The organism is Micrococcus sp. iso_239 (assembly GCF_056173395.1).
In genome coordinates, this window is the sequence record NZ_CM149672.1 from 1434905 (window position 1) to 1457979 (window position 23075).

A 23075-nucleotide genomic window follows, 5' to 3' on the forward strand; every position below is an offset into this window, starting at 1 on the left:
CGGCGCTCGCGACACCGGAGCACGGCCGGCCCGCCACCCCGTCGAGGTGGCGGGCCGGCGTCGTTCAGAGCCCGTAGAACCGGGTCTCGAACACCTGACGGGCCAGGCGGGTCACCCGCAGGTAGCGCTCCTCGAGCTCCCCGCCGGTCGTGCCCACCCCGCTGAGGCGGGCCACGGCCTCGAGGTCGCGCATGTTCGTGGGCAGCACGTCCGAGACCTTGCCCGTCCACAGCAGCAGGGCGGCGCGGATCCGGGTGGCCAGCAGCCACGCCTCCTCCAGCACGGCGACCTCGGCCTCGGGCAGCAGCCCGTGCCGGGCGATCGCCCGCAGGGCCGGCAGCGTGCCGGTGACCCGCAGGTCCTCGATCTGACCGGCGTGCTTGAGCTGCATTGACTGCACGAGCCACTCGACGTCCGAGAGCCCCCCGCGCCCGAGCTTGACATGGCGCGCCGGATCCGCCCCGCGGGGCAGCCGCTCGGCCTCCACGCGGGCCTTGATCCGGCGGATCTCCCGGGCATCGACGGCCGAGAGGTCCTGCGCGTAGCGGACGCCGTCGGCCCAGCGGCGGAAGTCGGTGGCCAGGTCGTCGTCGCCGGCCAGGGGGCGGGCGCGCAGCAGCGCCTGCCGCTCCCACACCTCGGCCCAGCGACCGTAGTACTCCCGGTACGAGTCCAGGGTGCGCACCAGGGGCCCCTGGCGTCCCTCGGGGCGCAGGTCGGCGTCCACCTCGAGCGGCCGCTCGCCGGGCAGCGGCGGGGTCGCGGGGCGGTGCAGCAGGGACATCAGCGTCCGCACGACCTCCTCGGCCTGCTCGCGCGCCCGCCCCTCGTCGACGCCGGGGCGTGGCCGGTGCACGAACAGGGCGTCCAGGTCCGAGCCGTAGGTGATCTCCCGCCCGCCCTGGCGGCCCATCGCCACCACGAGCACGTCGGTGAGGGGCTCGGCGTCCCCGACGACGGCCCGCCACGCCACCCGCAGGACGCCCACCACCGTCACCTGGTCGATGTCCGCGAGCGCGCCGCAGACGGATTCCAGGTCCAGCAGGCCGGACATGTCGGCCAGGGCGACACGCAGCGTCTCGCTGCGCCGCACCTGCCGCACGTGGCGCACGGCCGCGGGGGCCTCCTCCGCGGCCACGCGGCGGTCGAGCCGCGCGTCGACCTGGCGCCACAGCTGGATCGCGCCCCGGGGGTCGAGCTCCCGGTCGTCGCCCACCCAGGCCACGGCCTCGGGCGAGTGCTCGAGCAGGTCCCCCACGAACCGGGAGCCGGACAGGACCAGGCACAGCCGCCGGGCGGCGTCCGAGGAGTCGCGGAGCATCCGCAGATACCAGGCCGTGCCGCCGAGCGACTCGGAGAGCCGGCGGAAGGCGAGCAGGCCGCCGTCGGGGTCGGCGCCCCGCGCGAACCAGCCGAGCATGGCCGGCAGCAGCTGCCGCTGGACCGCGGCCCGGCGCGAGACGCCCTGGGTGAGGGCCTCGATGTGCCGCAGGGCGCCCTGCGGGTCGCGGTAGCCCAGCGCCGCCAGGCGGTCGCGGACGGCCTCCGCGGACAGCCGCACGTCCTCGGCGGACAGGGCGGCCGTCGTCGACAGCAGCGGCCGGTAGAACACGGTCTCGTGGAGACCGCGCACGGCGCGGCGCACGCGCGTGAACTCAGCCTGGAGGTCCTCGCCGGTGGCGGGGCCCCGGTCCATGGCGCCGCGCATCGACCGGGCGACGACGCGGCGGGCCTCCTCCTTGACCGGCATCAGGTGGGTGCGCCGCAGGTGCACGAGCTGGATGCGGTGCTCGAGGGTGCGCAGCCACCGGTAGTGCTCGTCGAACGCCCGCGCGTCTCGCGTGGTGACGTAGGAGGCGGCGTGCAGCGCCCGCACCGCGTCGAGCGTGCCGCGCACCCGCAGCGACTCGTCCGCACGGCCGTGCACGAGCTGGAGCAGCTGGGCCGTGAACTCGACGTCGCGCAGACCGCCGGGCCCGAGCTTGATCTCCCGCTCGCGCTCCGCGGGGGCGAGGGTGTCCAGGACCCGGGCGCGCATGGCCCGGACGGACTCGACGAACCCGTCGCGCGCGGAGGACTCCCACACCCGGGGCCAGATCTCCGCGATGTAGCGCTCGCCGAGCTGTGGCGAGCCCGCGATCGGGCGGGCCTTGAGCAGGGCCTGGAACTCCCAGCCGTGGGCCCAGCGGCGGTAGTACTCGGCGTGGGACTCCACGGTGCGGCTCAGGGCGCCGTCCTTGCCCTCGGGACGCAGGTTGGCGTCGACTTCCCACAGTCCCGGCTCGGGGGCCGCACCCTGGATCACGCGGCCGATGCCCGCGGCCAGCTCGGCCGCGAGCGCGGCGGCGCGCGGCCCGTCCGGGACCTGGGCGTCGGGGTCCGCGCCGTCCGCGGCCTCGCGGACGGCGTGGGCGAACACGACGTCCACGTCTGAGACGTAGTTGAGTTCGCCGGCGCCGCACTTGCCCATGCCGATCACGGCGAGGTCCACGCGGTCCACCACGGGGCCCTCCCGCTCGGTGAGGACGGCCCGTGAGACGGCGAGCGCCGCGTCCACGGTGGCGCCGGCCAGGTCCGCGAGCCAGCGGCCCACCGAGGGCATGGCCGCCGTGGGCTCGGCGGAGTCGAGGTCGCGCAGGGCGATCGCGGCCAGCTGGCGGCGGTAGGCGCGGCGCAAGGCGACGGCGGCGTCCTTGCCGGTGACGGCCGCGAGGGGGCGGTCGGCGTCCGGGTCGGCGCCCACCGAGTCCAGGAGCAGGCGGCGCAGGGCGGCGGACGCATCACCCCAGGGCTCGCCGGCGGTCGGGTCGGGCTGGGCGAGGGCGGGCGCGGTGGCGGCGGCCGCGTCCGGGTCGAGGACGAGGTCCAGGTGCTCGGGACGGCGGATGAGGAACTCGCCGAGGGCCTCGGAGGCGCCGAGCAGCCGCAGCAGGCGGGCCGTCGTCCCGGGGTCCCGGAGGGCGTGGTGGACGCGGGGCTCGCGCTCGGCCAGGCGCACCCACAGCAGCAGGGCCCGGTCGGGATCGGCGGCGTGGCCGAGGAGCTCGACGAGGGGACGCACGTCCACGCCCTCGAACTCGGGCGAGGTGAGCAGCGTCTGCACGCGGCCGGCGTCGGCGACGCCGGCGTGCGCGAGGGTGCGGCGGTCCGGGGCGTCGGCGGTCGCCGCGTCGGGCAGGGCGGACACGGCCGGCGCCTCAGAGGCCGGAGAGGTAGCGCCGCAGCTCGTACGGCGTGACCTCCACCCGGTAGTCGTCCCATTCCTGGCGCTTGTTGCGCAGCAGGGCGTCGAAGACGTGCTCGCCCAGCACGGATGCCACGAACTCGGACTCCTCGGCGGCGCGCAGGGCGTCGTGCAGGGTGCCGGGCAGGGGGACGTGGCCGAGCACGCGCCGCTCGTGGGTGGTCAGCGCGCTGACGTCCTCGGCGGCGGACTCGGGCAGCTCGTAGCCCTCCTCGATGCCCTTGAGCCCGGCCGCGATCAGCAGGGCGTAGGCCAGGTACGGGTTGGCCGAGGCGTCGATGCCGCGGTACTCGATGCGGGCCGAGCCGGCCTTGTCCGGCTTGTACAGGGGCACGCGCACGAGCGCGGAACGGTTGTTGTGGCCCCAGGAGACGTACGAGGGCGCCTCGCCGCCGCCCCACAGGCGCTTGTAGGAGTTCACGAACTGGTGGGTGACGGCGCTGATCTCCACGGAGTGGCGCAGCAGGCCCGCGATGAACCGGCGGCCCGTCACGGAGAGCCGGAACTCGTCCGCGGGGTCGTAGAAGGCGTTGGAGTCGCCCTCGAAGAGGGAGATGTGGGTGTGCATGCCCGAGCCGGGGTGCTCGGAGAACGGCTTGGGCATGAACGTGGCGTACGTGCCCTGGGCGGCGGCGACCTCCTTGACGACGGTCCGGAAGGTCATCACGTTGTCCGCCGTCGTGAGCGCGTCCGCCGCGCGCAGGTCGATCTCGTTCTGGCCGGGGCCGTTCTCGTGGTGGCTGAACTCGACGGAGATGCCCATGCCCTCGAGGAGGCTGACGGCGTCGCGGCGGAAGTCGGCCGCGTCGGAGCCGGGCACGTTGTCGAAGTAGCCCGCGCGGTCCACGGGCACCGGCTCCCCGTCCGGGCCGGGCTGGTCCGACTGCAGGAGGTAGAACTCGATCTCCGGGTGGGTGAAGCACGTGAAGCCCTGGTCCGCGGCCCGGTCCAGCACGCGGCGCAGCACGTGCCGCGGGTCGGCGGGGGCGGGGCGGCCGTCCGGGGTGAGCACGTCGCAGAACATCCGGGAGCTCTGTCCCTGGTCGCCGCGCCAGGGCAGGATCTGGAAGGTCGAGGGATCGGGCTGCAGCAGCATGTCCGACTCCGAGATGCGGGTGTATCCGTCGATCGAGGAGCCGTCGAAGCCCAGGCCCTCCGTGAAGGCGTTCTCCACCTCGGCCGGAGACAGGGCCACCGACTTCAGCGTACCGATCACGTCCGTGAACCAGAGCCGGACGAACCTGACGTCCCGGTCCTCGATGGTGCGGAGCACGTAGTCCTGCTGTCGATCCATGCCGCCACTCTAGACGCGCCGCGTAGACTCCGGCCCATGTCTGCTCCCCAGTCCCCCCGGCAGCCTGACGACACCGCCCCCTACGGGCCGCCCGCCCCGTCCCGGTACCGGACGGTCCACCTGCAGCGGGCCAAGGACGAGGGCCGGCGCTTCGCGATGCTCACCACCTACGACGCGATGACGGCGGCCCTGTTCGACGAGGCCGGCGTCGAGGTGCTGCTCGTGGGCGACTCGGTGGGCAACACCGTGCTGGGCCATCCCACCACCCTGCCGGTCACCCTGGACCAGATGATCCTGTTCACCCAGGCCGTGGTGCGCGGTGCCGAGCGTGCCCTCGTGGTCGCGGACCTGCCCTTCGGCTCGTACGAGGCCTCCCCGCGGCAGGCCGTCGAGTCGGCCGTGCGCCTCGTGAAGGAGTCCGGCGCGCACGCCGTCAAGGTGGAGGGCGACGAGCGCTTCGCCGAGCACGTGGCCGCGATGACGGCAGCCGGCGTCGCGGTCATGGCCCACATCGGCTTCACCCCGCAGTCCGAGCACGTGCTCGGCGGCTACCGGGTGCAGGGCCGCGGCGCGGGGGCGGCCGAGCGGATGACGGCGTCGGCCCGGGCCCTCGAGGCCGCGGGGGCGTTCGCCGTCCTGATGGAGATGGTCCCCTCGGACGTCGCCGCCGCCGTCGACGCCGCGCTGCGGGTGCCCACCGTGGGCATCGGCGCGGGCCCGGGCACCACGGGCCAGGTGCTCGTGTGGCAGGACATGCTCGGCCTGCGCGAGGGCCGGGTGCCCCGGTTCGTCCGTCAGTACGCCCGCCTGCACGAGGTCGTGGGTGAGGCGGTCCGGGCCTATCGCGCGGACGTGCTCGACGGCGCGTTCCCGGCCCCGGAGCACGGCTTCGAGGGCTGAACCCGCCCCCTGAGACGACCGGGCCCCCGTCCCTCAGGACGGGGGCCCGGTGTCGTCCGGTGCCGCGGTCAGGAGGCGTCATCGACGGGACGGCTGTCCCAGTCGTCGTCGCGCGCGTCCTCCGCGTCGGCGGCCTCGTTGTTCGCCCGCACGCGGTCCATCGCGGCCTGGGCCTCCTCACGGGTGCCGAACGGGCCCAGCAGCTGGGACCAGTCCGACTGGGCGCCCACCTCCACCTGATGCGTGTTGACGTTGTACCAGAACTCGCTCGTCTCGGTCATGGGGGCCACAATAGCCGGGCCGATAGGCTGGAGGACATGTCCCAGCGTCAGAACCCCGCCGTCCCGTCCAGCCACAACGGTCCCCGCCCCGCGGGCCCCACCGCACCGGAGCCCGGGTCGCTCGCCCCCGTCGGCACTCTGACGCCCGGGGCCCCGTCCCCCGCCCCGCCCGTGCCGGCCGCGATCCCGCGCCCCGAGTACGTCGGCAAGGCCACCCCGGACGAGGGCAACGCCTCGGACGTCTACGACGCCGCCGGCATCGAGCGGATCCGCGCCGCCGGCCGCCTGGCCGCGCAGGCCATGGAGCACACCGCCGCCCACATCCGCCCGGGCGTCACCACGGACGAGCTGGACCGGATCGCGCACGCCTTCCTCGTGGAGCGCGGCGCCTACCCGTCCTGCCTGGGCTACCGCGGCTTCCCGCGGTCCATCTGCACCTCGATCAACGAGGTCATCTGCCACGGCATCCCGGACGGCACCGTCCTGGAGGACGGGGACATCGTCAACCTGGACATCACCGCGTACCTGGACGGCGTCCACGGGGACCACAACCGCACCTACCTGGTCGGCGACGTGGACGAGGAGTCCCGGCTGCTCGTCGAGCGCACCGAGGAGGCCCTGCGCCGCGGCATCCGCGCCGTGAAGCCCGGCCGTCAGGTCAACGTGATCGGCCGCGCCATCGAGTCCTACGCCAAGCGCTTCGGCTACGGCGTGGTGCGCGACTTCATCGGCCACGGCGTGGGCGTGGACTTCCACTCCGGCCTCGTGATCCCCCACTACGACGCGGCCCCGGCCCACGACCGCCTGCTCGTGCCCGGCATGGTGTTCACCATCGAGCCGATGCTCACCCTCGGCACGATCGAGTGGGACCAGTGGGACGACGGCTGGACCGTGGTGACCCGCGACCGCCGTCGCACCGCGCAGTTCGAGCACACGATCGTGGTCACGGACGACGGCGCGGAGATTCTCACGCTGCCGTGACCCGGCACTAAGCTGGGGGCCGTGACGACGCACACCAGCACCGCCCAGCGCTCCTCCAAATACCCCACGACGATCGGCATCGACGTCGGGGGGACCGGCATGAAGGGCGGCCTGGTCCGCCTCGGGTCGGGGCCGAAGGCCGGCACCCTGCGCGGGGACCGCTTCCGCATCCCCACGCCGCAGCCGGCCATGCCCGAGCCAGTGGCGGCGACCCTGGCGGCCATCACCGCCGAGCTCGACGGGCGCGAGAAGGCGCCGAAGCCCTCCGCCCCGCTGGGCGTGTGCTTCCCCTCGATCGTCAAGGACGGGGTGTGCCTGTCCGCGAACAACATCGACCACTCGTGGATCGGCACCGATCTGCGCGGCACGTTCGAGGAGCACCTGCGCCGCCCCGTGACCGTGGTCAACGACGCCGACGCGGCCGGCCTCGCGGAGGCCCGCTACGGGGCCGGGCGGGGCGTGCGCGGCCTGGTGCACGTGATCACGCTCGGCACCGGCATCGGCGGCGCGATGATCCACGACGGCGTGCTCGTCCCGAACTTCGAGGTCGGATCCCTGGAGCTCGACGGCGTGATGGCCGAGTCGCGGGCCTCCGCGAAGGCCCGGGAGCGCGATCAGCTCAGCTGGGCCGAGTACGCCGAGCGACTGCAGCGCTTCTTCTCCCACGTGGAGCGGATCTTCTCGCCCGACCTGTTCATCGTCGGCGGCGGCATCTCCAAGCGGCCGGACGACTACCTGCCGCTGCTGCGCCTGCGCACCCCGATCGTCCCGGCCCAGCTGCAGAACAACGCGGGCATCGTGGGCGCCGCCCTGGCCGCGCACGGCTCGCTCGCCGACGGCAACTGAGGGCGCAGACACCGAGGGCGGTTCCGGCTTCCCCTCCGGAACCGCCCTCGGCAGTCTTGCCGGGCCGACCGAGGTCGACCCGGAGATCACTGTAGCGCCTGGAGGCCGTGCGCACCACTGCAGCGTCGATCCCGGCCGCGCCGTCGCATCGGCCCAGGTCAGCGGGTGAACAGCCGCGGCTGCACGGCGGGACGGCCGCGGTCGTCCCCGTCACCGGCCCGGAGCTCGGCGATGGCCTCCTCGAAGTCGTCGAGGGACTCGAAGTCCCGGTAGACGGAGGCGAAGCGCAGGAAGGCCACCTGGTCGAGACGGCGCAGCGGATCGAGGATGGCCAGGCCGACGTCGTGGGCGTCCACCTCGGCGTTGCCCGTGGCACGGACCGTCTCCTCGACCTCCTGGGCGAGCATGGCCAGGTCGTCGCTCGTCACCGGCCGCCCCTGGCACGCCTTCCGGACGCCGTTGATCACCTTGGAGCGGTCGAACGGCTCCGCCACCCCGGAGCGCTTGACGACGGTCAGGGCGGTGGTCTCCATGGTGGTGAACCGCTTCCCGCAGGCCTGACACTGCCGACGCCGACGGATGGCGGAGCCGTCGTCGAGGGAGCGTGAATCCACCACGCGCGAGTCCTCATGACGGCAGAACGGGCAGTGCATCAGCTCTCTCCTCCTGGGCGGGGCACTCCCATGCTACGTCCGCTCAGCCGAGGCAGGCCGGACCCAGCAGGATCTTGAGGTCCCCGAACAGCGCCGGGTTCGGGCTCACCCGGAACTGCGGGCCCAGCTGGAACTCCTGCGTGGCACGCTGGCCCACCAGGGACAGCCGCACCTCCGAGGAGCCCTCGTGGGTGCGCAGCACGTCCGCCAGCTGGCCCATGACCTGCTCCGTGGCCTTGAACGCGGGCAGCGTGATCCGCACGGGGCCGCCGGGGCCGTCCGAGAGCTCCGGGATGGTCAGCTCCATCGCCGACAGGGACACCGACCCGTCGTCCCGGCGCTGCACCCTGCCCTTGACGGCGACGACGAGGTCCTCGGCCAGCATCATCGCGATGGGCGCATACACCTGGCCGAAGAACATGACGTCCATCGAGCCGCCGAGGTCCTCGATCTCGCAGCGCGCGTACGCGTTGCCCGAGGACTTGGCGATGCGGCGCTCGAGCGTGGTGATCAGGCCCGCGATGGTGACGATCGCGCCGTCGGCGGGCCCGTCGTCGTCGAGCACGCGGGTGATCTGGACGTCGGCGTGCTGGGCCAGGACGCCGTCGAGGCCCTGCAGCGGATGGTCGGACACGTACAGGCCCAGCATCTCGCGCTCGAACGCGAGCTTCTCCTTCTTCGCCCACTCCGGCAGGTCCGGGACGGCGACGCCGTCCGCGGCGTCGGAGTCGTCCTCGTCGCCGCCGCCGAGCGCGAACAGGTCGAAGGTGAACTCGCCGTGATCCTCCTTGCGCTTCTGCGCCACGGTGGCGTCCACGGCCTCCTCGTGCACGGCCAGCAGGGCGCGGCGGGCGTAGCCGAGGGAGTCGAAGGCGCCGGCCTTGATCATGGACTCGATGGTGCGCTTGTTGCACACCACGAGCGGCACCTTCGCCAGGAAGTCGCCGAAGCCCGTGTACGAGCCCTTGTCCTCGCGCGCCTGGACCATGCCCTTGACCACGTTGGCGCCCACGTTGCGGACGGCGCCCATGCCGAAGCGGATGTCCCGGCCGACGGGGGTGAAGGTCAGGTGGGACTCGTTCACGTCCGGGGGCAGCACCGTGATGCCCATGTGGCGGCACTCGTTGAGGTACATGGCCAGCTTGTCCTTGTCGTCGCCCACCGAGGTGAGCAGCGCCGCCATGTACTCCGCCGGGTAGTGCGCCTTGAGGTAGGCCGTCCAGTAGGAGACCAGGCCGTAGGCGGCCGAGTGCGCCTTGTTGAACGCGTAGTCCGAGAAGGGCAGCAGGATGTCCCACAGGGCCTTCACCGCGGCCTCCGAGTAGCCGCGGTCCAGCATGCCCTGGTGGAACGCCTCGTACTGCTTGTCCAGCTCCGACTTCTTCTTCTTGCCCATCGCGCGGCGCAGGATGTCGGCCTGGCCGAGCGAGTAGCCCGCCACCTTCTGGGCGATCGCCATGACCTGCTCCTGATACACGATCAGGCCGTAGGTGGTGTCCAGGATCTCCCGCAGCGGCTCCTCCAGCTCCGGGTGGATCGGGGTGATCTCCTGCTGCCCGTTCTTGCGCAGCGCGTAGTTGGTGTGCGAGTTCGCGCCCATGGGGCCGGGGCGGTACAGGGCGATGGTCGCCGAGATGTCCTCGAAGTTGTCCGGGCGCATCATCTTCAGCAGCGAGCGCATGGGGCCGCCGTCGAGCTGGAACACGCCGAGGGTGTCGCCGCGGGCCAGCAGCTCGTAGGCCGCCGGGTCGTCCACGTCGAGGGTCTCCAGGTCCAGGTCCACGCCCTGGTTCGCCTTCACGTTCTCGAGCGCGTCCGAGATGATCGTGAGGTTGCGCAGCCCCAGGAAGTCCATCTTGATCAGGCCCAGGGACTCCGCCATCGGGTAGTCGAACTGGGTGATGACCTGGCCGTCCTGGAGACGACGCATGATCGGGATGACGTCGATCACCGGCACCGAGGACATGATCACGCCGGCCGCGTGCACGCCCCACTGCCGCTTCAGACCCTCGAGGCCCTTGGCGGTCTCGAAGACCTCCTTCGCCACCGGGTCCGTGGCGATCAGCGCGCGGAAGGGCGCGGCCTCCCCGTAGCGCGGGGCCGCGGGGTCCTCGATGTCCTTGAGCGGGATGTCCTTGGCCATCACCGCCGGCGGCAGCGCCTTGGTGAGGGACTCGCCCATCGAGAACGGCTGGTCCATCACGCGGGCCGAGTCCTTCAGGGCCTGCTTGGTCTTGATGGTGCCGTACGTGACGATCATGGTGACGCGCTCGTCGCCGTACTTGCGGGTGACGTAGTCGATCACCTCGGAGCGACGGCGGTCGTCGAAGTCGACGTCGAAGTCGGGCATGGACACGCGGTCCGGGTTGAGGAACCGCTCGAAGATCAGCCCGTGCTTGAGCGGGTCCAGGTCCGTGATGCGCAGCGCGTACGCCACCATCGATCCGGCGCCCGAGCCACGGCCCGGGCCCACCCGGATGCCGTTCTCCTTGGCCCAGTTGATGAAGTCGGCCACGACGAGGAAGTACCCGGGGAAGCCCATCGAGATGATGACGTCCAGCTCGTAGTCCGCCTGCTTGCGCACGTGGTCCGGCACGCCGTCCGGGTAGCGGTAGGCCAGACCGGAGGCGACCTCCTTGATGAGCCAGCTGGTCTCGTCCTCGCCCTCCGGCGTGGGGAAGACCGGCATGTAGTTGGCCTTCGTGTCGAACTCGACCTCGCACCGCTCGGCGATGAGCAGCGTGTTGTCGCAGGCCTCGGGCAGCTCCGCGAAGAGCTCGCGCATCTGCCGCGGGGACTTCAGGTAGTACTCGGTGCCGGAGAACGCGAAGCGGGAGCCGCCCTGGTCGTAGCTGGGCTCGTTGAGCTTCGAGCCCGACTGCAGGGCCAGCAGCGCCTCGTGCGCCTTGGCGTCGTGCTCGTGGGTGTAGTGCAGGTCGTTCGTGGCCACGAACGGCAGGCCCAGGTCCTTGGCGAGCCGGCGCAGGTCCGTCATCACCCGGCGCTCGATGTCGAGGCCGTGGTGCATGATCTCGCAGTAGTAGTTGTCCTTGCCGAAGATGTCCCGGAAGTCCGAGGCCGCCTGCATCGCCTCCCGGTACTGGCCCAGGCGCAGGCGCGTCTGCACCTCGCCGGAGGGGCAGCCCGTGGTGGCGATCAGGCCCTTCGAGTACTGGCTCAGCAGCTCCCGGTCCAGCCGCGGCCACTTGGCGTACACCGAGTCCAGCGAGGCGATCGAGCCCATCCGGAACAGGTTGTGCATCCCCTCGGTGGTCTCGCTCAGCAGCGTCATGTGCGTGTACGCACCGCCGCCGGACACGTCGTCCCCCCGCTGGTGGGGCTCGCCCCAGCGGGTCTTCTCCTTGTCCGTGCGGTGCTGATGCCCGGGGGCCACGTAGGCCTCGAGCCCGATGATCGGCTTGACGCCCGCCGCCTTCGCCTTGGACCAGAAGTCGTAGGCGCCGAAGAGGTAGCCGTGGTCCGTGATGGCCAGCGAGTCCATGCCCAGCCGCTGAGCCTCGGCGAACAGGTCGTCCAGCTTCGCGGCGCCGTCGAGCATGGAGTACTCGGTGTGCGTGTGCAGGTGGACGAAGCCGCCGTCCTTCACGGCGTCGGCGCGGGCGTCGGCGGACACGGTCATGCGGGGTGGGCCTTTCGACGGGGAGGACGGCGGGGCCGCACCAGCCTACTCGTGGTGCCCGGGCGGCGGGGCCGGACCGGGACGGGGGTCTCGTCGACGGTGCCGGCTCAGTCCTCGTCGCCGCGCAGCGCCGCCAGGGCGTGGGCGAGGTCGTCCGGATACGGGGAGGTGATCGTCACCGGCTCCCCCGTGACCGGGTGCGGGAACGCCAGCCGGTGGGCGTGCAGCCACTGGCGGGTCAGCCCGAGCTCGGCCGCCAGTCGCGGATCCGCCCCGTACGTGAGGTCGCCGACGCACGGGTGGCGCAGCGCCGAGGTGTGCACGCGGATCTGGTGGGTGCGCCCGGTCTCCAGGTGGACCTCGAGCAGGGTGGCCCGGCCGAACACCTCGAGCGTCTCGTAGTGGGTCACGGACGGCCGGCCGTCGTCGAGCACCGCGAACTTCCAGTGATGGCCGGGATGCCGCCCGATGGGCGCGTCCACGGTGCCGCTCAGCGGGTCCGGGATGCCCTGGACCACGGCGTGGTAGACCTTCTCCGGCACGCGCTCGCGGAACTGGTCCTTCATGGCCGTGTAGGCGCGCTCGGTCTTGGCCACGACCATGACCCCGGTGGTGCCGACGTCGAGCCGGTGCACGATCCCCTGGCGCTCGGGGGCGCCCGAGGTGGTGATGTCGTAGCCGAGGGCGGCCAGGGCGCCCACCACGGTGGGCCCGACCCAGCCGGGCGAGGGGTGTGCGGCCACGCCGGTGGGCTTGTCCACGGCCACCAGGTCCTCGTCCTCGTACAGGATGCTCAGCGCGTCCACGCGCTCTGCCCTCACTTCCAGGGGGTCGGGGTCGTCGGGGACGTCGACGGCGAGGGTCTCCCCCGCCACGGCCTTCGCGGACTTGGCCAGGACGCGGTCCCGGCGGCCGGAGCGCGACTCGGCCCGCACCAGGCCCCGGGAGAACCAGTCCGCCAGCAGCGATCGTGAGATGCCGAACGCGTCGGCGAGCACCGCGTCGACCCGCCGGCCCGCCTCGGCCTCGGTGACCTCGAGCCGCTCGGTCAGTCCCGGTCTCATGCCCATGTCCTCACGCCTCCCGTGTGCCGTCCAGGCGGCGGCCGGTCATCACGAGCAGGGCGACGCCGATGACGGAGCAGACGATGAACGAGTCCGCCACGTTGAAGATCGCGAAGTGCGGCACGGAGATCATGTCGACCACGTGGCCGCGCCCGAACGCCGGGGGCCGGAACAGCCGGTCCGTGAGGTTGCCGAGCACGCCGCCGGCGAGCCCGCCCAGCGCCAGGGCCCACGGCGTCGAGCGCACGCGGGCGATCCCGACGAGGGCGGCCACCGCCACCACGGCTTGGATGACGGTGAACACCCAGGTGTGGTCCTCGCCGATGGAGAAGGCCGCGCCCGGGTTCAGGATGTAGTGCCAGCGCAGCACCCCGGGGATCACCGTGACGGAGTCCCCCAGCTGCATCGTGCTCTCGACCGCGTACTTGGTCAGCTGGTCGAGGGCGTAGGCCAGCACCGCCACGATGAGGGCGGTGAGCACGGCTCGCCGGCCCGCGCGAGGGGATCGCGGGGCCGGCGCGGCGTCGACGGCACGACTCACGCCGTGGGCGTGGGGGGCTCGACGCGCTTCTGGGCGCGGATCTCCCGCAGCTGGCCCTCGATGTAGGAGGTGAGGCGGCTGCGGTAGTCGGTCTCGAAGCTGCGCAGCTGTTCGACCTCGCCCTCCAGACCGGCCTTCTCCTCGGCCAGGGCCTCGAGGGTGCGGGCCTTCTGCTCCTCGGCGTCGCTGACGAGCCGGGCCGCGGTGGCCTCGGCCTCGGCCACGAGCTCGGTGCTGCGCTGCTCGCCCGCGGCGACGTGCTCGTCGTGCAGCCGCTGGGCCATGGCCAGGACGCCGGCGGCGGAGGTCGCGGCCGCGTCGGCGGACTCGGGGGCGGCGGCCGGGGCCGACTCCTCGGCGGAGGCCGGCGTCGCGGCGGCCTGCGGGGTGTCCGCAGCGGGGCCGGCGGCCGGGGCGGCGCCGCCGGCGCGCAGCTCCGCGTTCTCGGACTCGAGCTGCTCGTTGAGGGCGATCAGGCGCTTGAACTCCGCCACGATCTCGTCGAGGAAGTCATCCACCTCGGTCTGGTCGTAGCCCTCGCGGAACTTCGTGGGCTGGAACTGCTTGTTGACCACGTCTTCCCAGGACAGCGCCATGGAACCGTCTCGCTCTCTGCTCGGTGCTCGGGGACGGCCGGGCGGCCCGGCGCGTCGACGGCCGGCGCGCCGGTGAGGGGCGGCGCCGATCCTGCCGCGAAGACTACCACCGGGGCCGACAGCCGCCCCGGGCCGCGGGTCAGGCCACGCCGGCCAGGCTCAGCACCAGGACCCGCAGCAGGACGACGCCGAGGAACACGATGAGGAAGGCCACGTCCAGGCCGATGCCGCCCAGGTTCACCGGCGGCACGGCACGACGCACGGGGCGCAGCAACGGGTCGGTGGCCCCGTACACGCCGCTGGCCAGCACGAGGGCCGCCCCGGTGGGGCGCCAGTGGCGGGCGAACGACTGCGTGACGTCCAGGACGATCCGCACGGTCAGCGCCGCGAGCACCACCGTCAGGGCGAGGTAGGCGAGGGCGAGGAGCAGCTGCATGGGCGCCTCAGTCGCCGTCGAACGGGGAGTCGACCGCGCCGGACTCGCCCTGCTCGGCGCCGACGACGTCCACGGTGGCCGGGGTCAGCAGGAACACCTTGCTGGTGATGCGGGAGATCGAGCCGTGCAGGCCGAAGACGAGGCCGGCCGCGAAGTCCACGAGGCGCTTGGCCTCGTTCTCACCGAGGTCGGTCACGTTCATGATCACGGGGACGCCGGAGCGGAAGGCCTCGCCGATCGCCTTCGCGTCGTTGTAGGAGCGGGGGTGGACGGTGGACAGGGTGTGCACGGAGGCTCCTTCGGCAGACGACGCTGCGGCTCGCTTGATGGGGGTCACCGGGGCCCGGTAGCCCGGGTCGACCGGCTCGGGACGCGCCGGACGCCGGGGTTCGACGGGATCGGCCGCGGTGGAGCCGGACGGGGTCACGGGCTCCGGCCGCTCGGCCGGCTCGGGATCGCGGACCGCAGTCGGGCGGACGGCCTCCATGTGGGGGTCGGTGTCCGGCTCCGCGGGGCGGCGCGCCTCGACGACCTCGTGTCGGGGCGCGGCCTCCCGCTCGGTGGCACGGGGCTGCTCGTCGTACTCATCGCCGTCGGCCAGGCCGAGGTAGATCATCGTCTTCTTCAGGGCACCAGCCATGAGTCTTCCTTCACCACGTCCTCCGGCCCCGGGGGCCGCCGTCGTTCGTCGTCGGTGCGCATGCGTCCGCACGGTCCTGTCGCGTCCCGCCGGGACGCGCGGGGTCAACGTTAGCCCACCGCGTCCCGGGCCCCCAGAACGTCGGAGCCGATGCGCACCTGTGTCGCCCCGGCGCGCACGGCCGCCTCGAGGTCCGCGCTCATCCCCATGGACAGCGCGGTGGCCTCCGGATGCGTCTGCCGCACGCGCGCGCCGAGAGCGGCGAGCCGGCGGAACGCGTCCTCCGGGTCCAGGCCGCGCGGTGCCACGCACATCAGCCCGCCCAGCCGCAGACCCGGCAGGCCGGCGACGACGGCCGCGAGGGCGGCGACGTCCTCGGGGCGGGCGCCGCCGCGCGGACCGATCCCCTCGGGACGGTCCTCGTCGGCGCGGTCGTCGACGTCCACCTGCACGAGGCACTCCAGGTCGGGGATCGCGGCCTCGGGCTCGCGCTCGCGCCGCAGCACGAGCGCCCGCGAGAGCGCCTCGGCCAGTTCGGGTCGGTCCACCGACTCCACCACGGACGCGTAGCGCACCACGTACTTGGCCTTGTTGGTCTGCAGCTGGCCCACGAAGTGCCAGCGCGGGGCGTCCGCCCCCAGGGCCGCGGCGACGGCCTCGGCCTTGGGCCGGGCCTCCTGGTCGCGGTTCTCCCCCACGTCGGTCACGCCGAGCGCGGCGAGGCGCACGACGTCCTCGGCGGGGTGGGTCTTGGTCACGACGACGAGCGCGGGCTCCGCCTCGCGCCCGGCGTCCCGCGCGGCGTCGGCGATGCGGGAGTGCACCGCGGCGAGCGCGTCGGCGATCTCCCGGGCGCGGGGGTCCGTCGGGGTCGGCCCGGCGGTGGCGGGGGCGGTCATGCGTCTCCTCTCGGGGTGGTGGCGTCGGGGTCGGCGCGCCAGACGAGGCCGGCGAACCGGCCCTCACCGGGCGCCCGACGGTGCGAGAACAGGCGCTCGTCCTCCCGCGTGCACACGTCGATCGTCGCGGCGGCCACCCCGCGGGCACGGAGGACCTCCGCGGCGCCGGCGGGCAGGTCGAGGGCGGGGGTGCCCCAGGACGTGGTGGCGGCGGTCGCCGGGAGGCGGGCGGCGGCGTCGTCGCGCATGGCCGCGGGCACCTCGTAGCAGCGGCCGCACACGCCGGGGCCGATCCAGGCGCGCAGGCCGGGACCGGCTCGGTCGGCCTCCGGACGCAGGGAGAGCAGCCGATCGACGGTCGCCTCCAGGACGCCCTCCAGCAGCCCGCGTCGCCCGGCGTGGGCCACGGCGGTCGCGCCGGTCGTCTCGTCGACGAGGACCACGGGGAGGCAGTCGGCCACCATGACGGCCAGCGGCCGGGACCCGTCGCGGCTCACGGCGGCGTCGGCCACGGGGGCCGGGGCACCGCCGCGCCCGGGCCCGTCCGCCCACACGACGTCGGCCGAGTGCACCTGGTCCAGATAGAGCGTGGCGCCCTCGGGGACCCCCATCACGCGCTCCAGGGCGCGACGGGCGGCGCTGACGCGAGCGAGCCCCTCGGCCTCGTCCGGCGGGACCACGTGCAGCGCGAGGTTGCCGGCGGCCACGGAGGTCCAGGCGACGTGCACGGCGCCCGTCGCGGTGCGGACGGTCTCGCGGTGCACGAAGGGGCCGGCGGGGACCCGTGTGGTCCCGGCCGGCCCCTCCGCGGCCGTCACTTGAGGAAGTCCGGGACGTCCAGGTCCGAGGACCCGGCGCCGAGGTCCGGCTCCACCACGGTGGGCAGGTCCTGCTGGCGGCGCGGCTGCTGCTCCTGCGGGGCCAGCGGCACGGTGCCGCGCACGGCGGGGCGCTCGGCCTGCTGCGGCGGGGCCGGGGCGGCCGGCTGCGGCTGGGCGGGGACGGGCTGCGGCTGCGCGGGGGCCGCGGCCCGCTGCGGGGCCGCCTGCTGCTGCTGCGCGGCCTGCGGGGCGGCCGGGGCGGAGGTGACGTCCACCTTGTCGAAACCCGCGGCGATCACGGTCACGCGCACCTCGTCGCCGAGGGCGTCGTCGATGACCGCGCCGAAGATGATGTTGGCCTCCGGGTGGGCGACCTCCTGGACCAGTCGCGCGGCCTCGTTGATCTCGAAGAGGCCGAGGTCGGAGCCGCCCTGGATGGAGAGCAGCACGCCGTACGCGCCGTCGATGGAGGCCTCGAGCAGCGGCGAGGCGATCGCCAGCTCGGCCGCCTTGACGGCGCGGTCCTCGCCCTGCGCGTGGCCGATGCCCATGAGCGCGGAGCCCGCGCCCTGCATCACGGACTTCACGTCCGCGAAGTCGAGGTTGATCAGGCCCGGGGTGGTGATCAGGTCGGTGATGCCCTGGACGCCGGAGAGGAGCACCTGGTCCGCCTGACGGAAGGCGTCCATGATCGAGACGTTGCGGTCCGAGATGGACAGCAGGCGGTCGTTCGGGATCACGATGAGGGTGTCGACCTCGTCCCGCAGGGCGTCGATGCCCGCCTCGGCGGAGCCGGCGCGACGGCGGCCCTCGAACGTGAACGGACGGGTCACGACGCCGATGGTCAGGGCGCCGAGCGAGCGCGCGATGCGGGCCACGACGGGCGCTCCGCCGGTGCCGGTGCCGCCGCCCTCGCCCGCGGTCACGAACACCATGTCCGCGCCCCGCAGGACCTCCTCGATCTCCTCCGCGTGGTCCTCGGCGGCCTGGCGGCCGACCTCGGGGTTCGCGCCCGCGCCGAGTCCACGGGTGAGCTCGCGGCCCACGTCCAGCTTCACGTCCGCGTCCGACATCAGCAGCGCCTGGGCGTCCGTGTTGATGGCGATGAACTCCACGCCGCGAAGCCCCACCTCGATCATGCGGTTCACGGCGTTCACGCCGCCGCCGCCGATGCCGACGACCTTGATGACGGCCAGGTAGTTCTGGGGTGCAGCCACGGTGTTGGTTCCCTTTGTTCGAGATCTCGAGAGGTCAGCGCGAGGCACATCGCCCCGGTGATCGGCGGCCACCCGGGGTGGACACCTTCAAGCACAGCGTGAAGCGAGCCTCGCGCGCGTTCGGATCCACCGTACTGGGAGGCCCGCGTCACGCGCAAAAGAAAACGGCGTGTCCACGCGGAAAAGACGCCCTCAACATCAACTTTCACGTGAGACTCGAAGGACGAGCCTCCGCGGTGAGGACACCCCGACTCGCACGAGACCAGGCGCCCCGACCTTCACCTTCACGTTCTACTGGAGACTCCTGTGGCCCCGGTTCAGCGCGTGATCGGCCGCGTGGGAACGGAGACGTCGATCTCGGCGACGCCGCCCGCCGCGGACCCGTGCCGCTCGTCCGCCAGGAACGCCTCGGCCACGGACCCCTTGAGGCCGGCGTCCTGCGCGTCGCCCCAGACCAGGGTCACCCCGCCCTCGAGCGCCAGATAGACCTGGCCCGGGCCCCGGGAGTCGGCGGTCTCGACACGATCGGCCACAGGCTCCGGCAGGGCGGCCAGCACCTCGGCCACCTCGGCGCGCTCCTCCTGTGCCCGCTGCGCCAGCTCCTCCGAGAACGCGGGGAGGTCCTCGCCCTCGAGCCGCTCCTCCGGCACTCTCGTCAGGACGGTGCCGTCCGCGAGCAGCAGCTGCGCGCCGTCGTCACCGTCCCGCCGGGCCCGCGCCTCGTGCTCCCGGACCACGACCTCCAGGCCGGTGGGCAGGCGGGGCACGGTCTGGACCTCGGCCACCCCGGGCAGACCGCCGACCAGCTCGCCCACACGGCCGGCCCCGACGCGGGACAGCGGCACGCCGTACACGGGCTCCAGGCGCTCCTGGACGGCGGTGGCGGAGACATGGCGGGTGCCGGTGACCTCGACGCGGTCCACCGCGAGCACGGGCGAGACGAGCACGACCCAGCCCAGGGCGCCCAGCACCGCGAGCACCGCGGCCGCCACACCCCAGCGGGTGGCGCGGCGCCGGCGCGCGGTGCGCCCCGGGAACTGGACGACGGTGGAGGCGTCGGTTCCGGCCGGCGGCGGCGTCCCGCGGCCGCGCCTCACGGGTGGGCGACGCCGGGCGCCGCGTCCCGGCCGAGCTCGGCCAGCAGGTCCGGACCCAGGGCGGTGACGTCCCCCGCGCCCATCGTCAGGACGACGTCGCCGGCCGTGGCGCCCGCCGCGAGCGAGCGCACCGCCTCGGCGCGGTCCTCGGCGACGACACGGTCCTCGGCGGCACCCGTGGTGAGGCGGGAGGCGATGAGGGACGAGTCGACGCCGGGCATCGGCTCCTCCCGGGCCGCGTACACGGGCAGCACGCGCACCACGTCCGCCCCGGAGAGGGCGGCGGCGAACTCGGCGGCGAAGTCCCGGGTGCGGGAGAACAGGTGGGGCTGGAACAGGACGTGCACGCGGGCGTCACCGGCCACGGCACGGCCGGCGGAGACCGCGGCGGCCACCTCCGTGGGATGGTGCGCGTAGTCGTCGAAGACCCGCACGCCGCGCGCGGCGCCACAGAACTCGAATCGGCGGGCCGTGCCCCGGAAGGCCTCGACGCCCCGCACGGCGGCCTCGAAGGCCATGCCCGCCCGGACGGCGGCCAGGACCACGGCGGCGGCGTTCAGCGCGTTGTGCCGGCCGGGCACCTGCAGGTGCAGGGTGCGCTCCGGCCCGTCCGCCATCCGGAACGTGGCGCGCTGGCCCACTCCGGTCTCGCCCGGCTCCACCGCGAGGTCGGTGACCAGCAGGTCCGGCACCACGCCGTCGCGGGGCGCCGTGCCGTAGGTCACGACGTCGGCGGCCGCGTTGTCACGGGCCCACGCGGCGAGCTCCGCCGCGCCGGCGTCGTCGAGGCAGGCCACGAGGACCCCGCCCTGGGCGGCGGCTGGCAGCCCGCCCGCGAAGTCCCGGAAGACCTGGTGCACCGCCTCCTCGGTCCCGTAGTGGTCCAGGTGGTCGGCCTCCACGGTCGTGACGATCCCGATCGTGCTCGGGTAGTTCACCAGGGTGCCGTCGGACTCGTCGGCCTCCGCGATGAACCACTCGCCCCGGCCCGCCCGGGCGTTGGTGCCGAGCCCGGCGACGGCGGCGCCGACGGCGAACGTGGGGTCCCAGCCGGCGTCGGAGAAGGCCATGGCGGCCATGGAGGACGTGGTGGTCTTCCCGTGCGTGCCGGCGACGGCCAGCACCCGGTGGCCGCGCATGGCCAGGGCGAGGCCCTCGGAACGGTGCAGCACGCGCAGTCCGCGTGCCACGGCGGCGTCGTGCTCCGGGTTGCCCGGCCCGGCGATCGAGGAGGCGATCACCGTGGTGACGTCCCGGCCGAGGTGCGCGGCGTCGTAGCCGACCGTGATCCGGGCGCCGCCCGCGGCGAGCTCGCGCATTACGGGCAGGTCCTTCGCGTCGGAGCCGGACACCGCGACGCCCTGCTCCTGGAGGATGCGGGCGACCCCCGACACGCCCACGCCGCCGATCCCCAGCAGGTGCACGCGGCCCAGGTCGGCGAAGCGGCCCTCGGCCGCGGGACGGGTGCTCTCGTCGCGGCTCATCGCCGGGCTCCTTCCTGGGCGGCCGAGCGCACGAGGCCGGCCATGGTGACGTCCGCGTCCCGGACGCCGAAGCGGGCGGCCGCCTCCCCCATGCGCGCCAGACGCTCGGGGTCGGTCGCCAGCGGGATCAGCTGACGCTGCACCCACGCGCGCCCGAAGGCGTCGTCGCGGACGAGCAGCGCACCCTCCGCCTCCACCACGGGGCGGGCGTTGAGCGCCTGCTCGCCGTTGCCGATGGGCAGGGGGAGGTAGACGGCGGGCAGGCCGACCGCGGACACCTCGCAGACCGTGCCGGCGCCCGAGCGGGCGACGATCAGGTCGGCGGCGGCGTAGGCCTGCTCCATGCCCGCCAGGTACTCCCGCTGGACGTAGCCGTCCCGGACCAGGAGGCTGCCGTCGTCCTCGGTGAGGGCCTTGTCCCGCCCGGTCAGGTGGAAGACCTGCAGACCGGCGTCGAGGAGGTCGCCCAGCGCGGCGCGCACGGTGCGGTTCACGGCCAGCGCACCCGAGCTGCCGCCGGTCACCACGACGGTGGTCCGGTCCGGGTCGAGGCCGAGGGCCTCACGGGCGGCACGGCGGGCGGCCGCCCGGTCCAGGCCGGAGATCTCGGGGCGCATCGGCATGCCCACCCAGCGGGCGCCGCGGAGGTGGGTGTCCGGCAGGGCGGTGCCGACGTGCGTGGCCCGCAGGGCGCCGATGCGGTTGGCCAGGCCGGGGCGGGCGTTGGCCTCGTGGACCACCACGGGCACACCGGCCCGGAACGCGGCGAGGTACACGGGGGTGGCGACGTAGCCGCCCACGCCCACGACGACGTCGGCGCGCCGGTCCCGCAGGATCCGGGCCGCCGTGGCGACCGCGGCGCGCATGCGGGCCGGGAAGCGGACGACGTCCATCGACGGGCGGCGCGGCATCGGGACCCGGTCGATCAGGTCGAGCTCGTAGCCCGCCTCGGGGACGAGACGCGTCTCCATGCCGGAGGCGGTGCCGACCATGGTGCACTCGACGGGACCGCCGTCGTCGTCCTCCAGGGCGCGGGCGATCGCGAGCATCGGGGAGATGTGGCCGGCGGTGCCGCCGCCGGCCAGCACCACCCGCAGGGGTCCGGAGGGATGAGAGGTCTGCGTCATCGGGGCTCCTGGAGGGCGGGGGTGGGGATCACGGGGACGGGGTCGGTGTCCGGCTCGCCCGCCTGCGGGCGGGCGTCCGGTTCCGCTGCACGGCGACGCTCGTGGCGGGCGAAGGCCAGCACGATGCCGACCGCGCTCAAGGACAGGGTCAGCGCGGAACCACCATAGGAGATGAAGGGCAGCGGGACGCCCACCACGGGGATGATCCCGGAGACCATCGCGATGTTGACGGCCGCCTGGCCCACGAGCCAGGCCAGGATCCCCCACGTGGACAGGCGGATGAACGTGGACGTGGTCCCGGAGGCGACGCGGTAGATGCCGATCGCCAGGCCGAGGTAGGCCAGCAGCACCACCAGCGTGCCCACGAGCCCGAGCTCCTCGCCGAGGATGGTGAAGATGAAGTCGTTCTCGGCCTCCGGGATGTAGCTCCACTTCTGGCGGGACTGGCCGAGGCCCGCGCCCCACCAGCCGCCCGAGGCCAGGGCGTACATCCCGTGCGCCGGCTGGAAGCAGGGGTCGGTGGCGTCGGAGCAGTCCCCCAGCCAGGCCTGCACCCGGACCATGCGGTGCGGGGCGAGGAGGGTCAGGGCCAGGATGCTCAGCACGCTCAGCGCCAGGAAGGTGAGGAAGACCCCCCAGTGGGTGCCGGCCACGTACAGCACCGTGGCCAGCACGAGCGCGAGGATGATCGCGGTCCCGAGGTCGCTGCCCGCCATCACCAGGACCAGCAGCAGCAGGCCGCCGGGCAGCACCGGGATCAGCGCGTGCCGCACCTGGGTGACAAGGCGGTGCTTGCGCTCCAGGACCGCCGCCGCCCACAGGGCCAGGGCGAGCTTGGCGGCCTCGGAGGGCTGCATCCTGAACCCGCCGATGCCGAGCCAGTTGCGATTGCCGCCCACGGTGACCCCGAGCGGGGAGAACGCGACCAGCGCGAGCAGGATCACGGCCACGCCGAACGCCGGCCAGGCGAGCGCCTTGAAGACGCGCACCGGCAGGCGCGAGAACACGAGCAGGGCCGCCACGCCCGCCACCGCCCAGGCGGTCTGGCGCAGGAACAGGGCGTACGAGCCGCCGCCGGTGCCGATCGCCTCGACGGAGGACGAGGAGAGCACCATCACGAGGCCCAGCACCGTGAGCAGGGCGGTGCAGCCGCTGATGAGCAGGACCGACAGGTCGAGGGCGCGGCGACCCTCGAGGACCCGCCACATCCGGCGCAGGAGCCGCTCCCGATGCTCGGGGGCGTCGTCGTCCGCGCCGGAGCGCACCGGGCGGAGCTCGATCGGGGACATGGCCCTCCTCACGGGGGAAGCGAGA

The 23075-nt window shown here is 73.8% G+C and carries 20 protein-coding genes; 3 read left to right on the forward strand and 17 right to left on the reverse strand.

All coding sequences use genetic code 11. From position 1 onward, the window contains the following. Nucleotides 1-64 precede the first annotated feature (64 nt). Nucleotides 65-3187, reverse strand: a complete 3123-nt coding sequence (locus AC0VX2_RS06600) for a bifunctional [glutamine synthetase] adenylyltransferase/[glutamine synthetase]-adenylyl-L-tyrosine phosphorylase (RefSeq protein ID WP_101966002.1) — start codon at nucleotides 3185-3187, stop codon at nucleotides 65-67. 10 nt (nucleotides 3188-3197) lie between these two features. Then, complete coding sequence (glnA, locus tag AC0VX2_RS06605; protein ID WP_070708816.1) at nucleotides 3198-4538, reverse strand: type I glutamate--ammonia ligase; 1341 nt, start codon at nucleotides 4536-4538, stop codon at nucleotides 3198-3200. A 36-nt stretch (nucleotides 4539-4574) separates the two neighbouring features. On the opposite strand from glnA, the gene panB reads away from it, so the two are divergent. Next, nucleotides 4575-5438, forward strand: coding sequence for a 3-methyl-2-oxobutanoate hydroxymethyltransferase (gene panB, locus AC0VX2_RS06610; protein ID WP_070708815.1), 864 nt, complete (start codon nucleotides 4575-4577; stop codon nucleotides 5436-5438). A 68-nt stretch (nucleotides 5439-5506) separates the two neighbouring features. Here panB and AC0VX2_RS06615 read toward each other — a convergent pair whose 3' ends face one another. Beyond that, nucleotides 5507-5719, reverse strand: a complete 213-nt coding sequence (locus AC0VX2_RS06615; RefSeq protein ID WP_036340724.1) for an SPOR domain-containing protein — start codon at nucleotides 5717-5719, stop codon at nucleotides 5507-5509. Nucleotides 5720-5755: 36 nt separating this feature from the next. Between AC0VX2_RS06615 and map the strand changes: the two genes are divergently transcribed. Further along, entirely contained in the window at nucleotides 5756-6700 is a 945-nt protein-coding gene (gene map / locus AC0VX2_RS06620; RefSeq protein ID WP_082836650.1) for a type I methionyl aminopeptidase, read from the forward strand. Nucleotides 6701-6721: 21 nt separating this feature from the next. Then, nucleotides 6722-7546 carry a polyphosphate--glucose phosphotransferase gene (gene ppgK / locus AC0VX2_RS06625; RefSeq protein ID WP_049146942.1) on the forward strand — a complete coding sequence of 275 codons (825 nt, stop codon included), beginning with the start codon at nucleotides 6722-6724 and terminating at the stop codon, nucleotides 7544-7546. Nucleotides 7547-7704: 158 nt separating this feature from the next. Here ppgK and nrdR read toward each other — a convergent pair whose 3' ends face one another. From nrdR to ftsW, 14 genes are all read right to left on the reverse strand, one after another. Next, complete coding sequence (gene nrdR, locus AC0VX2_RS06630) at nucleotides 7705-8199, reverse strand: transcriptional regulator NrdR (protein ID WP_002855838.1); 495 nt, start codon at nucleotides 8197-8199, stop codon at nucleotides 7705-7707. A gap of 43 nt (nucleotides 8200-8242) precedes the next feature. After that, entirely contained in the window at nucleotides 8243-11839 is a 3597-nt protein-coding gene (gene dnaE / locus AC0VX2_RS06635) for a DNA polymerase III subunit alpha (protein WP_475432426.1), read from the reverse strand. Nucleotides 11840-11946: 107 nt separating this feature from the next. Beyond that, on the reverse strand, nucleotides 11947-12909 hold the full coding sequence (locus AC0VX2_RS06640; RefSeq protein WP_475432428.1) for an RluA family pseudouridine synthase: 963 nt from the start codon (nucleotides 12907-12909) through the stop codon (nucleotides 11947-11949). 4 nt (nucleotides 12910-12913) lie between these two features. Next, nucleotides 12914-13384 carry a signal peptidase II gene (gene lspA, locus AC0VX2_RS06645; RefSeq protein WP_115166288.1) on the reverse strand — a complete coding sequence of 157 codons (471 nt, stop codon included), beginning with the start codon at nucleotides 13382-13384 and terminating at the stop codon, nucleotides 12914-12916. 56 nt (nucleotides 13385-13440) lie between these two features. Further along, on the reverse strand, nucleotides 13441-14040 hold the full coding sequence (locus AC0VX2_RS06650; RefSeq protein ID WP_475432430.1) for a DivIVA domain-containing protein: 600 nt from the start codon (nucleotides 14038-14040) through the stop codon (nucleotides 13441-13443). 139 nt (nucleotides 14041-14179) lie between these two features. After that, nucleotides 14180-14476: a YggT family protein gene (locus AC0VX2_RS06655; protein ID WP_049146938.1), complete on the reverse strand. Its 297-nt coding sequence runs from the start codon at nucleotides 14474-14476 to the stop codon at nucleotides 14180-14182. Nucleotides 14477-14483: 7 nt separating this feature from the next. Next, nucleotides 14484-15116 (reverse strand): cell division protein SepF, encoded by a 633-nt coding sequence (locus AC0VX2_RS06660; RefSeq protein ID WP_475432432.1) that lies wholly within the window; start codon nucleotides 15114-15116, stop codon nucleotides 14484-14486. A 110-nt stretch (nucleotides 15117-15226) separates the two neighbouring features. After that, nucleotides 15227-16015 (reverse strand): YggS family pyridoxal phosphate-dependent enzyme, encoded by a 789-nt coding sequence (locus AC0VX2_RS06665; protein WP_061867225.1) that lies wholly within the window; start codon nucleotides 16013-16015, stop codon nucleotides 15227-15229. After that, on the reverse strand, nucleotides 16012-16833 hold the full coding sequence (locus tag AC0VX2_RS06670) for a purine nucleoside phosphorylase YfiH/LACC1 family protein (protein ID WP_060974345.1): 822 nt from the start codon (nucleotides 16831-16833) through the stop codon (nucleotides 16012-16014). Before AC0VX2_RS06670 ends, AC0VX2_RS06665 begins: the two co-directional genes overlap by 4 nt. After that, nucleotides 16830-18053: a cell division protein FtsZ gene (gene ftsZ, locus AC0VX2_RS06675; RefSeq protein ID WP_475432434.1), complete on the reverse strand. Its 1224-nt coding sequence runs from the start codon at nucleotides 18051-18053 to the stop codon at nucleotides 16830-16832. Before ftsZ ends, AC0VX2_RS06670 begins: the two co-directional genes overlap by 4 nt. A 317-nt stretch (nucleotides 18054-18370) precedes the next feature. Beyond that, nucleotides 18371-19150: a cell division protein FtsQ/DivIB gene (locus tag AC0VX2_RS06680; RefSeq protein WP_256598131.1), complete on the reverse strand. Its 780-nt coding sequence runs from the start codon at nucleotides 19148-19150 to the stop codon at nucleotides 18371-18373. Continuing rightward, nucleotides 19147-20634, reverse strand: a complete 1488-nt coding sequence (murC, locus tag AC0VX2_RS06685) for a UDP-N-acetylmuramate--L-alanine ligase (protein WP_102708624.1) — start codon at nucleotides 20632-20634, stop codon at nucleotides 19147-19149. Before murC ends, AC0VX2_RS06680 begins: the two co-directional genes overlap by 4 nt. Beyond that, a complete protein-coding gene (gene murG, locus AC0VX2_RS06690) occupies nucleotides 20631-21761 on the reverse strand; it encodes an undecaprenyldiphospho-muramoylpentapeptide beta-N-acetylglucosaminyltransferase (RefSeq protein ID WP_144819694.1) in 1131 nt (376 codons plus the stop codon). The genes murC and murG overlap by 4 nt, the downstream gene beginning before the upstream one ends. Next, entirely contained in the window at nucleotides 21758-23050 is a 1293-nt protein-coding gene (ftsW, locus tag AC0VX2_RS06695) for a putative lipid II flippase FtsW (protein ID WP_102708626.1), read from the reverse strand. Before ftsW ends, murG begins: the two co-directional genes overlap by 4 nt. Nucleotides 23051-23075: the final 25 nt, after the last annotated feature.

Coding starts and splice junctions, on each gene's coding strand:
- AC0VX2_RS06660 (WP_475432432.1), bottom strand. CDS start 15,116: ATGGCTGGTGCCCTGAAGAAGACGATGATCTACCTCGGCCTGGCCGAC.
- nrdR (WP_002855838.1), bottom strand. CDS start 8,199: ATGCACTGCCCGTTCTGCCGTCATGAGGACTCGCGCGTGGTGGATTCA.
- AC0VX2_RS06640 (WP_475432428.1), bottom strand. CDS start 12,909: ATGGGCATGAGACCGGGACTGACCGAGCGGCTCGAGGTCACCGAGGCC.
- ftsW (WP_102708626.1), bottom strand. CDS start 23,050: ATGTCCCCGATCGAGCTCCGCCCGGTGCGCTCCGGCGCGGACGACGAC.
- AC0VX2_RS06650 (WP_475432430.1), bottom strand. CDS start 14,040: ATGGCGCTGTCCTGGGAAGACGTGGTCAACAAGCAGTTCCAGCCCACG.
- murG (WP_144819694.1), bottom strand. CDS start 21,761: ATGACGCAGACCTCTCATCCCTCCGGACCCCTGCGGGTGGTGCTGGCC.
- AC0VX2_RS06655 (WP_049146938.1), bottom strand. CDS start 14,476: ATGCAGCTGCTCCTCGCCCTCGCCTACCTCGCCCTGACGGTGGTGCTC.
- dnaE (WP_475432426.1), bottom strand. CDS start 11,839: ATGACCGTGTCCGCCGACGCCCGCGCCGACGCCGTGAAGGACGGCGGC.
- glnA (WP_070708816.1), bottom strand. CDS start 4,538: ATGGATCGACAGCAGGACTACGTGCTCCGCACCATCGAGGACCGGGAC.
- panB (WP_070708815.1), top strand. CDS start 4,575: ATGTCTGCTCCCCAGTCCCCCCGGCAGCCTGACGACACCGCCCCCTAC.
- AC0VX2_RS06615 (WP_036340724.1), bottom strand. CDS start 5,719: ATGACCGAGACGAGCGAGTTCTGGTACAACGTCAACACGCATCAGGTG.
- murC (WP_102708624.1), bottom strand. CDS start 20,634: ATGAGCCGCGACGAGAGCACCCGTCCCGCGGCCGAGGGCCGCTTCGCC.
- map (WP_082836650.1), top strand. CDS start 5,756: ATGTCCCAGCGTCAGAACCCCGCCGTCCCGTCCAGCCACAACGGTCCC.
- AC0VX2_RS06665 (WP_061867225.1), bottom strand. CDS start 16,015: ATGACCGCCCCCGCCACCGCCGGGCCGACCCCGACGGACCCCCGCGCC.